Source organism: Pseudomonas sp. S3_A03, assembly GCF_054668275.1.
Window position 1 is genome coordinate 5,445,084 of sequence record NZ_CP162753.1, and the last position, 13,188, is coordinate 5,458,271.

The window sequence follows — 13,188 nt, forward strand, 5'->3', positions numbered from 1 at the left end:
CGTCGACCCAAGACGGACGCTTATGAACCCGAATTTTCTTGATTTCGAACAGCCGATCGCTGACCTGCAAGCCAAGATCGAAGAACTGCGCCTGGTCGGCAATGACAATTCGCTGAATATCGGCGATGAGATCGCTCGCCTGCAAGACAAGAGCAGCACGCTCACCGAAGACATCTTCGGCAAGCTGACCAGTTGGCAGATCGCGCGCCTGGCTCGCCATCCGCGCCGTCCGTACACCCTGGACTACATCCAGCATATCTTCACCGAGTTCGACGAGTTGCACGGCGATCGCCACTTCTCTGACGACGCGGCCATCGTGGGCGGTATCGCTCGCCTGGACGACCAGCCGGTCATGATCATCGGTCACCAGAAAGGCCGTGAAGTGCGTGAGAAAGTACGTCGCAACTTCGGCATGCCGCGTCCGGAGGGCTACCGCAAGGCTTGTCGCCTGATGGAAATGGCCGAACGCTTCAAAATGCCGATCCTGACCTTCATCGATACGCCGGGTGCTTACCCAGGCATCGACGCCGAAGAGCGCAACCAGAGCGAAGCGATTGCCTGGAACCTGCGTGTCATGTCCCGCCTGAAGACCCCGATCATCGCCACCGTGATCGGTGAGGGTGGTTCCGGCGGTGCGTTGGCCATCGGCGTCTGCGACCAACTGAACATGTTGCAATATTCGACCTACGCAGTGATCTCGCCGGAAGGTTGCGCCTCGATCCTGTGGAAAACCGCAGAAAAGGCGCCCGATGCTGCCGAAGCCATGGGCATCACCGCTGATCGCCTCAAAGGCCTGGGGATCGTCGACAAAGTCATCGCCGAGCCACTGGGTGGCGCGCACCGCGACCCGGCCGCTGCCGCCGCGACCATCCGTGCCGAGTTGAGTTCGCAACTGGCGATGCTCAAGAAGCTGGATAGCGAAGCGCTGTTGGCCCGTCGTTACGAGCGTCTGATGAGCTACGGCCTCTAAGCCGACGCTGGCACTTAATGTGGGAGGGAGCTTGCTCCCGATGGCGGTGGATCAGCTTGCACATGCGGTGGCTGACACTGCGCTATCGGGAGCAAGCCCCTCCCACATTTGCTTTGTGTATGCTGGTAAACCTATTCCAGATTTGCAGCGTTGATGTGTGATGAAACCGGATGTTGCCGCAAGACTCCTGCAAGCCCTGGCCCCCTGGCGCAATGCCCCGGCCTGGCACATCGCATTTTCCGGTGGGCTTGATTCCACCGTCCTGCTGCATCTTCTCGCCTCCCTGGCAAACACCCAAACCCTACCGCCCCTTCGCGCCGTCCATGTCCACCACGGCCTGCAAGCTGCTGCCGACGCATGGCCAGCTCATTGCCAAGCGGTCTGCGACAGCTTGGGCGTACCCTTGCGCCTCATGCGTGTGCAGGTGAGTCCGGGCGCCAGCCTTGAACGTGCGGCGCGGGATGCGCGCTATCAGGCGTTCATGCAGGCAATGGGGGCAGGGGAGGTGCTTTTCACCGGCCAGCATCGCGACGATCAGGCCGAAACGCTGCTGTTTCGCCTGCTGCGCGGTGCCGGTGTGCGAGGGTTGGCGGCGATGCCTGAGCACCGCCCCTTGGCGCAGGGCCACTTGGTGCGGCCGTTGCTGGCATTTTCCCGTAGCGAACTGGAAGCCTACGCGCAACAGCATCAATTGCACTGGATCGAGGATCCCTCCAACGTTGATCCACGGTTTTCCCGCAATTACCTGCGTCACCGTGTACTTCCCAGCCTTACGGAGCGCTGGCCGCAGGCGATCACCCAGCTGGCTCGCACGGCTGAACACATGGCTGAGGCTCAAGGGCTGCTCGACGAGTTGGCGCAGATGGACCTGCAGCGCGCCGGTCAGCCTTCTGCGTTTCCCTGGTTGCCTCTGCCGTCCCTGGCGCTTGAACCATTACGCCAATTGTCCGATGCCCGCCAGCGTAACGTTTTGCGGTATTGGCTGACGCCACTGACCCGTTTGCCCGACAGCGATCACTGGACCGGTTGGAACGCCCTGCGCGATGCCAAGGGTGACGCACAGCCTCTATGGCGCCTGGCCGACGGCCAAATGCAGCGTAGCGGTGAACGCATCTGGTGGTTGCCCACAACCTGGTCGACGTTTTCCGACGCCTCGGTGAGCTGGCCCGATCCCCAACAACCACTCGAGTTGATGGGCAATGGCCAACTTGGATTTATCGGCCGGGCCCCCGAAGGCCCGTTGGTGGTCCGCTATCGCCAGGGGGGCGAAATCTTCGATGTGCCGGGGCGAGGTCGGCGTGATCTCAAGCGCCTGCTCAATGAAAGTGGTTTGCCGGGCTTCGTCCGTGGCAGATTGCCGCTGGTCTATCGGGGCGAGCAATTGCTGGCTGTGCCAAGCGTCGCGGGGGCATGGACCCGCTCGGTGGATGACGGGCAATTGGATTGGTTGCCACAGAGCTGCGATCAAGGTTTGAGCTGATAGCGCCTTTCCGGTAGACTACGCTCCCTTCTTGATACAACTTCTGTGGATTCGCCTGAATCGCAGCAGTTGCCGATTACCAAGCAGTCTTTGCTGGGCGATTCCAAAAAATGTGTAGCGATCAACGTACCGGTGTTTCATTGCTGGTCTGTCACCACGCGGCGGTTTTTTTGAAAGGTGCACTGTGATTAATGCAGGTGATCGGGGGCTTCGGCCTCTCTTCGCTTTCCCCGGCGGCTCGGACCGCTTTAACGCAGACTTCTAGGGTTTTTCATGACGCGCTACATATTCGTCACGGGCGGTGTTGTTTCTTCATTGGGGAAAGGCATTGCCTCCGCTTCATTGGCGGCCATCCTGGAGGCGCGGGGGCTTAAAGTCACCATGCTCAAGCTGGACCCGTACATCAACGTCGACCCGGGCACCATGAGCCCGTTCCAGCACGGTGAGGTGTTCGTCACACACGACGGCGCCGAGACCGACCTGGACCTGGGCCACTACGAGCGGTTCATCCGCACGACCATGACCCAGAACAACAACTTCACCACCGGCCGTGTCTACGAGCACGTGCTGCGCAAGGAGCGCCGTGGTGACTACCTGGGTGCAACCATCCAGGTGATCCCGCACATCACCGACGAAATCAAGCGCCGCATCATCAAGGGCGCGGGCGATGCCGACGTGGCGATGGTCGAGATTGGTGGCACCGTGGGTGACATCGAATCCCAGCCGTTCCTCGAAGCCATCCGCCAACTGCGTTTCGAAGTCGGCGCCAAGCGCGCGATGCTGATGCACCTCACCCTGGTGCCATACATCGCCACCGCCGGCGAAACCAAAACCAAGCCTACCCAGCACTCGGTCAAGGAACTACGTTCCATCGGCCTGCAGCCAGACGTGCTGGTGTGCCGCTCCGATCATCCGATCGACATTTCCTCGCGTCGCAAGATCGCCCAGTTCACCAACGTTGAAGAACGTGCGGTGATTGCCCTGGAAGACGCAGACACCATCTACAAGATCCCGGGCATCCTGCATTCACAAGGCCTGGATGATTTTGTGGTCGAGCGTTTCGGCCTGCAATGCAACGGCGCGGATCTGTCCGAGTGGGAAGCCGTGGTCGATGCCAAGCTCAACCCTGAGCACGAAGTCACCATCGCCATGGTCGGCAAGTACATGGAGCTGCTGGATGCGTACAAGTCGCTGATCGAAGCGATGAGCCACGCCGGCATCAGCAACCGTACCAAGGTCAACCTGCGTTATATCGATTCCGAAGACATCGAGAACCAGGGCACCGCGCTGCTCGAAGGGGTCGACGCGATCCTCGTGCCAGGCGGTTTCGGCCTGCGTGGCGTGGAAGGCAAGATCACCGCCGTGCAGTACGCTCGTGAGAACAAGGTGCCGTACCTGGGTATCTGCCTGGGCATGCAAGTGGCCGTCATCGAGTTCGCCCGTAACGTGCTGGGCTGGAAAGACGCCAACTCCACCGAGTTCGACAGCAAGAGCGGCCACCCGGTCGTGGGCCTGATCACCGAGTGGGAAGACGCCACCGGCGCGGTCGAGACCCGTACCGAAAGCTCCGACCTGGGCGGCACCATGCGCCTTGGCGCGCAAGACTGCCTGCTGGAAGCCGGTTCTTTGGTTCACGATTGCTATGGCAAGGACGTGATCGTCGAGCGTCACCGTCATCGCTACGAAGTGAACAACAACCTGCTGCCGCAGATCAAAGCCGCCGGCCTGAAGATTTCCGGTCGCTCCGGTGATGGCGCGCTGGTTGAAGTGGTCGAAGCACCGGATCATCCATGGTTCGTCGCTTGCCAGTTCCACCCGGAGTTCACCTCGACGCCACGTGACGGCCACCCGTTGTTCAGCGGTTTCGTCAAGGCGGCACTGACGCAACACCAGAAGAAGGCGTAAACCTGATGGCCCAGAAGATCATTCGCGTAGGCGACATCGAGATCGCCAACGACAAGCCCATGGTGCTGTTCGGCGGCATGAACGTGCTGGAAAGCCGCGACATGGCGATGCAGGTCTGCGAAGAGTACGTCAAGGTTACCGAGAAACTGGGTATCCCTTATGTGTTCAAGGCCAGCTTCGACAAGGCCAACCGTTCGTCCGTGACCTCCTATCGCGGCCCGGGCCTTGAAGAAGGCATGCGGATCTTCCAGGACATCAAGCAAGCCTTCGGCGTGCCGATCATCACCGACGTCCACGAGCCTGAACAGGCTGCCGTGGTCGCCGAGGTGTGCGACATCATCCAGCTGCCGGCCTTCCTGTCGCGCCAGACCGACCTGGTCGTGGCGATGGCCAAGACCGGCGCCGTGATCAATATCAAGAAAGCCCAGTTCCTTGCGCCTCAGGAGATGAAACACATCCTGAACAAGTGCGTGGAAGCGGGTAACGACCAGTTGATTCTCTGCGAGCGGGGTTCGAGCTTCGGCTACAACAACCTCGTGGTGGACATGCTCGGTTTCGGCATCATGAAGCAGTTCGAATACCCGGTGTTCTTCGACGTGACCCACGCGCTGCAAATGCCCGGTGGTCGTGCAGACTCCGCTGGTGGTCGCCGCGCCCAGGTGCTGGACCTGGCCAAGGCGGGTCTCAGCCAGTCCCTGGCTGGCCTGTTCCTGGAAGCCCACCCGGATCCGGACAACGCCAAATGCGACGGCCCCTGCGCTCTGCGCCTGGACAAGCTGGAGCCATTCCTGGCCCAGCTCAAGCAGTTGGACGAACTGGTCAAGAGTTTTCCGACGGTAGAGACCGCGTAAGCGGCGTTTCTCCGGTAGACTTTCCCACGCTTTCTGCTCAGGCCGTCGGGCCTGAGCCTTGTCGCCTGCAAGCCTGCCCCGTTGTTCCACCCTTGCGGTCGGTCAAAAGTTTCCCTTCAGCTGCGTCGTTTTCGTCAACTTTGGAGTGTTTACAACAATGGCAAAAATCGTCGACATCAAAGGTCGTGAAGTTCTCGACTCCCGTGGCAACCCCACCGTCGAAGCCGACGTGCTTCTCGATAACGGCATCATCGGCAGCGCCTGCGCGCCATCCGGTGCTTCCACAGGTTCGCGCGAAGCGCTGGAACTGCGTGATGGCGACAAGAGCCGTTACCTGGGCAAGGGTGTCCTCAAGGCTGTAGCCAACATCAATGGCCCGATCCGTGACCTGCTGCTGGGCAAAGACCCGCTGGACCAGAAAGCCCTGGACCACGCGATGATCAAGCTCGACGGCACTGAAAACAAAGGCAGCCTGGGCGCCAACGCCATCCTCGCCGTGTCCCTGGCTGCCGCCAAGGCTGCCGCCCAGGATCAGGACCTGCCGCTGTACGCGCACATTGCCAACCTGAACGGCACGCCGGGTGTTTACTCGATGCCCGTGCCGATGATGAACATCATCAACGGTGGCGAGCACGCCGATAACAACGTCGATATCCAGGAATTCATGGTGCAGCCGGTTGGCGCCAAGTCCTTCTCCGAAGGCCTGCGCATGGGCACCGAGATTTTCCATCACCTCAAGGCCGTACTGAAGGCCCGTGGCCTGAGCACCGCCGTAGGTGACGAAGGTGGTTTCGCGCCGAACCTGGCGTCCAACGAAGATGCGCTGAAAGTCATTTCCGAAGCCGTGGCCAACGCTGGCTACACGCTGGGCACCGACGTGACCCTGGCCCTGGACTGCGCAGCCAGCGAGTTCTATGAAGACGGCAAGTACAACCTGTCCGGTGAAGGCCAGGTGTTCAACTCCGAAGGCTTCGCTGAGTACCTCAAGGGCCTGACCCAGCGCTATCCGATCATTTCGATCGAAGACGGCCTGGACGAGTCCGACTGGGATGGCTGGAAGATCCTCACCGACAAAATCGGCGAAAAAGTCCAATTGGTGGGCGACGACCTGTTCGTGACTAACACCAAGATCCTCAAAGAAGGCATCGATAAAAAGATCGCCAACTCGATCCTCATCAAGTTCAACCAGATCGGCACCCTGACCGAAACCCTGGAAGCCATCCAGATGGCCAAGGCTGCGGGCTACACCGCCGTGATCTCCCACCGCTCGGGCGAAACCGAAGATTCGACCATTGCCGACCTGGCCGTGGGCACCTCGGCGGGCCAGATCAAGACCGGTTCCCTGTGCCGTTCCGATCGTGTTTCCAAGTACAACCAATTGCTGCGTATCGAAGAGCAATTGGCCGGCAAGGCGAAGTACAACGGTCGCGGCGAGTTTCGCGGTTGATCGCTACTGGTTGGTAGGGCGTGGTAAAAGTCAGCGGATTGCGTCGGAAAGTTCACGATAGTGAACATTTCGGCGTTAATCTGATGGCTATCAAGCACAAGCCTGGTTCTTCCAGGCTTCGTGCTATCAGTTGCTTCAAAAGTGATGCATGGCTGTCTTTTTTCACTGGATACCCGATATTCGATGCGCAGTCCCAATTGGTTGTTCCTCGTCTTGCTCTTGTTGCTGGCTGGCCTGCAGTACCGCCTGTGGGTGGGTAATGGCAGCTTTGCGCAGGTAAAAGACCTGACCCAGCAAATTGCCGACCAGCACGCCGAAAACGAACGCCTGTTGGAGCGCAACCGCGTCCTTGATGCCGAAGTGCTTGAGTTGAAAAAAGGTACGGAGACCGTTGAAGAGCGGGCTCGCCATGAATTGGGCATGGTCAAGGAGGGCGAAACCCTCTACCAGTTGGCCCAATGAGTCAGTGTTTGCCGGCCTTCTGGGCCGTGATTCCTGCCGCGGGCGTCGGTGCCCGTATGGCCGCGGACCGTCCCAAGCAGTATTTGCAGTTGGGTGGCCGCACTATTCTTGAACACAGCCTTGGCTGTTTCCTTGATCACCCAGACCTCAAGGGGCTGGTGGTCAGTCTGGCTTCTGATGATCCCTATTGGCCCACGCTGGCCTGTTCTGTCGACCCCCGTATCCAGCGTGCGGACGGTGGTTCAGAGCGCTCGGGGTCGGTGCTCAATGCATTGCTGCAGTTGAACGCCTTGGGCGCCAGTGATGATGACTGGGTGTTGGTGCATGATGCTGCCCGGCCGAATTTGAGCCGCGATGATCTCGACAAACTGTTACGCGAGCTGGCCGATGATCCTGTCGGTGGCCTGCTGGCCGTACCGGCTCGCGACACCCTTAAACGCGTCGACAGGCACGGTCGGGTGGTGGAAACCGTCGACCGCCGCTTGATCTGGCAAGCCTACACACCGCAAATGTTCCGCCTCGGTGCCTTGCACCGCGCATTGGCCGACAGCCTGGTGGCCGACGCAGTCATCACCGACGAAGCCTCGGCGATGGAGTGGTCCGGCCAGGCGCCGCGCCTGATCGAAGGGCGCTCGGACAATATCAAGGTGACCCGACCGGAGGATCTTGAGTGGCTTAGGTTGCGGTGGGCGAATCGGCGCTAGTCGGTTAAACCGTGTCCAGCGCAAACACCGAATAATCACCCGCTGTACTCCGGCCGCCCAGCCAACCCTTCCTTCAAAAAATCCACCAACTTCCTGACCTTCGGCGACAAATGCCGCTGTTGCGGATACAACGCCCACACTGCCGTGTTCGGCGGCTGGTGGGCCTCCAGCAACGACACCAACGCCCCGCTGTGCAAATGTTGCAGCACGTAATAGTCCGGTAACTGGCACAACCCCACCCCCTGCAGCGCCGCATCCAGCACCGCTTGCCCACTGTTGCAGCGCCAGTTTCCCTGTACTCGCTGGGAAAATTCGCGCCCATCCTGAGCCAGTTGCCAGATATCCGAACTGCCGATCAGGCAGTTATGCCGACTCAGTTCCGACAAGCTATGCGGGCGCCCGTACCGTTCCAGATAGGACGGCGATGCGCACAAATACATGCGTCGGGGCGCCAGGCGGCTGGCGACCATCCTTGAATCAGAAAGACGCCCCAGGCGAATCGCCAGGTCCAAGCCTTCGTGTACCAGGTCGAGCTGGCGATTGCTCAGTTCGATATCCACCCGCAACTGCGGATAAAGCCCCATGAACCGCGTCACCAGCGGCACGATGAAGCGTTCGCCATAAGCCACTGCGCAGGTCATGCGCAACATGCCTTTGGGTTCGCTGGCCAGGTCGCCCACCGCGCGCAGCGCTTCTTCGCGGCCGTCTTGCAGGCGCTGGCAATGTTGCAGGAACGTTTGCCCGGCTTCGGTCAGGGTGACTTTGCGGGTACTGCGATACAGCAAACGGGTTTGCAATCGCTCTTCCAGGCGTGCGACCTGTCGGCTGATATGGGATGACGACACGCCCAGACGCTCGGCTGCCGCCGTGAATTGGCTGCACTCAGCCACGGCGACGAACTCGTCGATGCCTTCCCAGCGGTTTTCCTGCGTCATGATTATCCCTGTACAGCAATAATGTTTTGCTTTGTGCTGGATTATTAATCACTGAGCCATGTTTTACACTGCTCTTCTCAATTTTCAGTGCCTGGAGAAAACCGGATGATCAAGTCACGCGCCGCTGTCGCCTTTGAAGCCAAAAAACCGCTGGAGATCGTGGAAGTGGAGGTCGCCATGCCCAAGGCTGGCGAAGTGCTGCTGCGCGTGGTGGCTTCCGGCGTATGCCACACCGACGCCTATACCCTGTCGGGCGCTGACCCGGAAGGTATTTTCCCATCGATCCTGGGCCATGAAGGCGGTGCGGTGGTTGAAGCCGTCGGCGAAGGCGTGACCTCGGTGGCCGTCGGCGATCACGTGATCCCGCTGTACACCCCTGAATGCGGCAAATGTAAATTCTGCCTGTCGGGCAAGACCAACCTGTGCCAGGCCATTCGTGCCACTCAGGGCAAGGGCTTGATGCCGGATGGCACTACGCGTTTTTCCTACAAGGGTCAGCCGATTTTCCATTACATGGGGACTTCGACCTTCTCCGAATACACCGTACTGCCGGAAATTTCCGTGGCGAAAATTCCTAAAGAAGCCCCGCTGGAAAAAGTCTGCCTGCTGGGTTGCGGCGTCACCACTGGTATTGGCGCGGTAATCAATACCGCCAAGGTCAAGCCGGGCGACACGGTGGCGATCTTCGGTCTCGGCGGTATCGGCTTGTCGGCGGTGATCGGCGCGGTCAAGGCCAAGGCCGGTCGCATCATCGCCATCGATATCAACCCGGCCAAGTTTGAAATCGCCAAGCAATTGGGTGCCACCGACTGCATCAACCCAAAAGACTATGACCGCCCGATCCAGGACGTGATTGTCGATTTGACCGACGGTGGCGTCGACTTCTCCTTTGAGTGCATCGGCAATGTGCAACTGATGCGCGCCGCCCTCGAGTGCTGCCATAAAGGTTGGGGCGAGTCGGTAATCATTGGCGTGGCCGGGGCCGGCCAGGAAATCGCCACCCGTCCATTCCAGCTGGTGACGGGGCGCGTCTGGCGCGGTTCGGCCTTCGGCGGCGTGCGCGGCCGTACCGAATTGCCAAGCTACGTGGAGATGGCTCAGACCGGCGAGATCCCGCTGGATACTTTCATTACCCACACCATGGGCCTGGAAGACATCAACAAAGCGTTCGACCTGATGCATGAAGGCAAGAGCATTCGCACCGTCATCCATTTCTGAGGTCGGCCATGAGTCTGGAAAACCTGTCGTGCCAGAAGAGCTTCGGCGGCTGGCATAAACGTTACAAGCATCACTCGGATGTGCTCGGTTGCGACATGACCTTTGCCGTCTACCTGCCGCCGCAAGCGGAGCAGGGCGGCAAGCTGCCGGTGCTGTACTGGCTGTCCGGGTTGACCTGCACCGATGAAAACTTCATGCAGAAGGCCGGCGCCCAACGCATGGCCGCCGAGCTGGGGCTGATCATCGTCGCGCCGGACACCAGCCCGCGCGGGCCCGGTGTGCCGGGTGACCCGGACAACGCCTGGGACTTCGGCCTGGGCGCGGGCTTTTATCTGAATGCCACCCAGGAACCTTGGGCTAAGCACTATCGGATGCATGACTACGTGGTGCAGGAATTGCCGGCATTGGTTGAAGCGCATTTCCCGGCGTCGGACAAACGCGGTATCAGTGGCCACTCCATGGGCGGCCACGGTGCATTGGTGTGTGCCTTGCGTAACCCGGGGCGTTACCTGTCGGTGTCGGCGTTTTCGCCGATCAACAACCCGATGGATTGCCCTTGGGGCCAGAAAGCCTTCTCCCGTTACCTGGGCGACGAGCGCTCGAAGTGGCGTGAATGGGACGCCTGCGTACTGATCAGCGAAGCCTCGCAAAAGCTGCCGCTGCTGGTGGACCAGGGCGACCGCGACGATTTCCTCGCGGTGCAGCTCAAGCCTGAAGCCTTGCAGCAGGCGGCCAAGGCAGCCGGGCATCCGCTCGAACTGCGCCTGCAACCGGGCTATGACCACAGCTACTTCTTCATCGCGAGCTTCATCGAAGACCATTTGCGGCACCATGGCCGTGCTTTGCTCGGTTAATGTGCGGCAAAAGTAGGTAGAATCACGCCCTGAATAAAATCGGGGCGTTTTTTTATGCGTATTGGCCACGGCTACGATGTGCACCGTTTCGCTGAAGGCGATTTCATCACCCTGGGCGGCGTGCGCATTGCGCACCACCACGGGTTGCTGGCTCATTCCGACGGCGACGTTGTGTTGCATGCCTTGAGCGATGCCTTGCTCGGCGCGGCGGCGTTGGGGGATATCGGCAAGCACTTTCCGGATACCGACCCGACGTTCAAGGGCGCGGACAGCCGGGTGTTGCTGCGGCATGTGGTCGGCCTGATCCATGCCAAGGGCTGGAAGGTCGGCAACGTCGACAACACCATCGTGGCCCAGGCCCCGAAAATGGCGCCCCATATCGAATCGATGCGCGCACTGATTGCCGCAGACCTGCAAATTGAATTGGATCAAGTGAGCGTGAAAGCCACCACCACCGAAAAGCTCGGGTTTACCGGTCGTGAAGAGGGCATCGCGGTGCACTCCGTCGCCTTGTTGCTGCGCGCATGAATGATCTGCAACTGTTGGGCCCGCGAGCCTATGGCGAAGCCTTGGGCAGCGCCGTCCTGAAGGCCACCGCTGAAGATTTCCAAGTGGACGAAGTGCTGGATATCCCCCTGACCGGCGACGGCGAGCACCTGTGGTTATGGGTGGAAAAACGTGGCCTCAACACCGAGGAAGCCGCGCGCCGTATCGCCAAGGCCGCCGGCGTGCCGTTGCGCACCGTCAGCTATGCGGGGCTCAAGGATCGCCAGGCGCTGACCCGCCAGTGGTTCAGCGTGCAGTTGCCGGGCAAGGCTGACCCGGACATGAAGGGTGCCGAAAACGACACTCTCAAGATCCTTAAAACCGCTCGCCACAGGCGCAAGCTGCAACGGGGCGCGCATTCGGCCAATGGTTTCACCCTGCGCCTGACCCAGTTGGCCGGCGATACCGCCGCCATCGACGCACGCTTGCAACAGATTGCACAACACGGCATCCCCAATTACTTCGGCGCCCAGCGTTTTGGCCATAACGGCGGTAACGTGGTTGACGCCCGTGAGTGGGCCGCTCGCAAGGCTTTGCCCGAACAGCGCAATGTGCGTTCGCGACTGTTGTCCACCGCGCGCAGTTTTCTCTTTAATAAGGTGCTGGCCGCACGCGTGGCCGACGGTTCGTGGCAACGGGCCCAGGTTGGCGACTTGCTGGCATTTACCGACAGCCGCAGTTTTTTCCCGGCTGGCGAAGCTGAATGCAGCGACCCGCGCCTGGCAATCCTGGACCTGCACCCGACCGGGCCGCAGTGGGGGGAGGGCGATTCGCCCGCAACCGGCGCGACCCATGAACTTGAGCAGGCGATCGCCGCAAGCGAAGCCGATCTGCGTGATTGGCTGGTGAATGCCGGCATGAGCCAGGAACGTCGCATTCTGCGGCTGCCCATTGGCGGGTTGACGTGGCATTATCCCGGGCCTGACATTCTGCAATTGGAATTCGTCCTGCCGGCCGGATGCTTCGCCACTGTCTTGGTGCGCGAGCTTGTTGATCTGGTGCCGGTGGGGCAGACGGACAGCCCATGCGTATTCTGATATCAAACGATGACGGTGCCACCGCACCCGGTCTTGCCGCGCTTCATGCTGCGCTGGCGGATTACGCCGAGTGCGTGGTGGTTGCCCCCGACCAGGACAAGAGCGGCGCCGGCAGTTCGCTGACGCTCGACCGTCCCCTGCATCCGCAGGTTCTGGCCAATGGCTTTATCAGCGTAAACGGTACCCCTACCGACTGCGTACACCCTGGCGATCAACACCCTGTTGGACCGGGAACCGGACCTGGTGGTGTCGGGTATCAACCTCGGCGCCAACCTGGGCGATGACGTGCTGTATTCCGGCACCGTGGCGGCAGCTCTTGAAGGGCGCTTCCTAGGCCGTACCTCGTTCGCGTTTTCCCTGGCGTCGCGCCAACTCGACAACCTGCCCACCGCCGCCTATTTCGCGCGCAAGCTGGTGGAGGCCCACGGGTCCCTGGACTTGCCGCCGCGCACGGTGCTCAACGTCAATATCCCCAATTTGCCCCTCGACCACATTCGCGGCATCCAGCTGACACGCCTGGGCCATCGCGCCCGGGCAGCGGCCCCGCTGAAAGTGGTCGACCCGCGCGGCAAGGAAGGGTATTGGATCGCTGCCGCGGGCGACGCCGAAGACGGTGGCGAGGGCACGGACTTTCATGCGGTGATGCAAGGTTATGTGTCGATTACCCCGTTGCAACTCGATCGCACTTTCAGTGATGCCTTCCGTGGTCTCGATGGCTGGCTGGAGGGGCTGCGCTGATGGCTCGTGAACAAGACGACCTGCTGCGTCGCGGTATCGGG

Annotated in this window: 12 protein-coding genes and 1 pseudogene; 12 read left to right on the plus strand and 1 reads right to left on the minus strand. The window is 60.6% G+C overall.

Going from position 1 to position 13,188, the window contains the following annotated elements:
• Nucleotides 1-22 precede the first annotated feature (22 nt).
• The 7 genes from AB4O25_RS25050 (at nt 23) to ispD (ending at nt 7,819) form a co-directional block, all read left to right on the plus strand.
• The gene (locus tag AB4O25_RS25050) at nt 23-970 is read left to right on the plus strand and encodes an acetyl-CoA carboxylase carboxyltransferase subunit alpha (protein WP_068936346.1); all 948 of its coding nucleotides are present in this window, start codon (nt 23-25) and stop codon (nt 968-970) included.
• A gap of 160 nt (nt 971-1,130) precedes the next feature.
• Nucleotides 1,131-2,450, plus strand: a complete 1,320-nt coding sequence (tilS, locus tag AB4O25_RS25055) for a tRNA lysidine(34) synthetase TilS (protein ID WP_460150110.1) — start codon at nt 1,131-1,133, stop codon at nt 2,448-2,450.
• 273 nt (nt 2,451-2,723) lie between these two features.
• Nucleotides 2,724-4,355, plus strand: coding sequence for a CTP synthase (locus AB4O25_RS25060; protein ID WP_017529683.1), 1,632 nt, complete (start codon nt 2,724-2,726; stop codon nt 4,353-4,355).
• A gap of 5 nt (nt 4,356-4,360) precedes the next feature.
• Nucleotides 4,361-5,206 carry a 3-deoxy-8-phosphooctulonate synthase gene (kdsA, locus tag AB4O25_RS25065; protein ID WP_065877156.1) on the plus strand — a complete coding sequence of 282 codons (846 nt, stop codon included), beginning with the start codon at nt 4,361-4,363 and terminating at the stop codon, nt 5,204-5,206.
• Between the two features lie 157 nt (nt 5,207-5,363).
• Nucleotides 5,364-6,653, plus strand: coding sequence for a phosphopyruvate hydratase (eno, locus tag AB4O25_RS25070; RefSeq protein ID WP_017529681.1), 1,290 nt, complete (start codon nt 5,364-5,366; stop codon nt 6,651-6,653).
• Nucleotides 6,654-6,836: 183 nt separating this feature from the next.
• Nucleotides 6,837-7,115: a cell division protein FtsB gene (gene ftsB / locus AB4O25_RS25075; protein ID WP_003172294.1), complete on the plus strand. Its 279-nt coding sequence runs from the start codon at nt 6,837-6,839 to the stop codon at nt 7,113-7,115.
• A complete protein-coding gene (gene ispD / locus AB4O25_RS25080; RefSeq protein WP_017529680.1) occupies nt 7,112-7,819 on the plus strand; it encodes a 2-C-methyl-D-erythritol 4-phosphate cytidylyltransferase in 708 nt (235 codons plus the stop codon). The genes ftsB and ispD overlap by 4 nt, the downstream gene beginning before the upstream one ends.
• A gap of 35 nt (nt 7,820-7,854) precedes the next feature.
• Here the strand turns inward: ispD and AB4O25_RS25085 are convergent, their stop codons facing one another.
• Nucleotides 7,855-8,754: a LysR substrate-binding domain-containing protein gene (locus AB4O25_RS25085; protein WP_017529679.1), complete on the minus strand. Its 900-nt coding sequence runs from the start codon at nt 8,752-8,754 to the stop codon at nt 7,855-7,857.
• Nucleotides 8,755-8,859: 105 nt separating this feature from the next.
• Between AB4O25_RS25085 and AB4O25_RS25090 the strand changes: the two genes are divergently transcribed.
• From AB4O25_RS25090 to surE, 5 genes and pseudogenes are all read left to right on the plus strand, one after another.
• Nucleotides 8,860-9,972: an S-(hydroxymethyl)glutathione dehydrogenase/class III alcohol dehydrogenase gene (locus tag AB4O25_RS25090; RefSeq protein WP_017529678.1), complete on the plus strand. Its 1,113-nt coding sequence runs from the start codon at nt 8,860-8,862 to the stop codon at nt 9,970-9,972.
• 8 nt (nt 9,973-9,980) lie between these two features.
• Nucleotides 9,981-10,826, plus strand: a complete 846-nt coding sequence (fghA, locus tag AB4O25_RS25095) for an S-formylglutathione hydrolase (protein WP_017529677.1) — start codon at nt 9,981-9,983, stop codon at nt 10,824-10,826.
• Between the two features lie 54 nt (nt 10,827-10,880).
• Entirely contained in the window at nt 10,881-11,354 is a 474-nt protein-coding gene (gene ispF, locus AB4O25_RS25100) for a 2-C-methyl-D-erythritol 2,4-cyclodiphosphate synthase (RefSeq protein ID WP_460150111.1), read from the plus strand.
• Complete coding sequence (truD, locus tag AB4O25_RS25105; protein WP_017529676.1) at nt 11,351-12,409, plus strand: tRNA pseudouridine(13) synthase TruD; 1,059 nt, start codon at nt 11,351-11,353, stop codon at nt 12,407-12,409. Before ispF ends, truD begins: the two co-directional genes overlap by 4 nt.
• A pseudogene (surE, locus tag AB4O25_RS25110) lies at nt 12,397-13,147 on the plus strand (5'/3'-nucleotidase SurE). Before truD ends, surE begins: the two are co-directional and overlap by 13 nt.
• The last annotated feature ends 41 nt before the right edge of the window (nt 13,148-13,188 follow it).

Bases quoted from the DNA above. Each gene is read 5' to 3' on its own strand.
- AB4O25_RS25050 (WP_068936346.1), top strand. From the start codon at position 23: ATGAACCCGAATTTTCTTGATTTCGAACAGCCGATCGCTGACCTGCAA.
- tilS (WP_460150110.1), top strand. From the start codon at position 1,131: ATGAAACCGGATGTTGCCGCAAGACTCCTGCAAGCCCTGGCCCCCTGG.
- AB4O25_RS25060 (WP_017529683.1), top strand. From the start codon at position 2,724: ATGACGCGCTACATATTCGTCACGGGCGGTGTTGTTTCTTCATTGGGG.
- kdsA (WP_065877156.1), top strand. From the start codon at position 4,361: ATGGCCCAGAAGATCATTCGCGTAGGCGACATCGAGATCGCCAACGAC.
- eno (WP_017529681.1), top strand. From the start codon at position 5,364: ATGGCAAAAATCGTCGACATCAAAGGTCGTGAAGTTCTCGACTCCCGT.
- ftsB (WP_003172294.1), top strand. From the start codon at position 6,837: ATGCGCAGTCCCAATTGGTTGTTCCTCGTCTTGCTCTTGTTGCTGGCT.
- ispD (WP_017529680.1), top strand. From the start codon at position 7,112: ATGAGTCAGTGTTTGCCGGCCTTCTGGGCCGTGATTCCTGCCGCGGGC.
- AB4O25_RS25085 (WP_017529679.1), bottom strand. From the start codon at position 8,754: ATGACGCAGGAAAACCGCTGGGAAGGCATCGACGAGTTCGTCGCCGTG.
- AB4O25_RS25090 (WP_017529678.1), top strand. From the start codon at position 8,860: ATGATCAAGTCACGCGCCGCTGTCGCCTTTGAAGCCAAAAAACCGCTG.
- fghA (WP_017529677.1), top strand. From the start codon at position 9,981: ATGAGTCTGGAAAACCTGTCGTGCCAGAAGAGCTTCGGCGGCTGGCAT.
- ispF (WP_460150111.1), top strand. From the start codon at position 10,881: ATGCGTATTGGCCACGGCTACGATGTGCACCGTTTCGCTGAAGGCGAT.
- truD (WP_017529676.1), top strand. From the start codon at position 11,351: ATGAATGATCTGCAACTGTTGGGCCCGCGAGCCTATGGCGAAGCCTTG.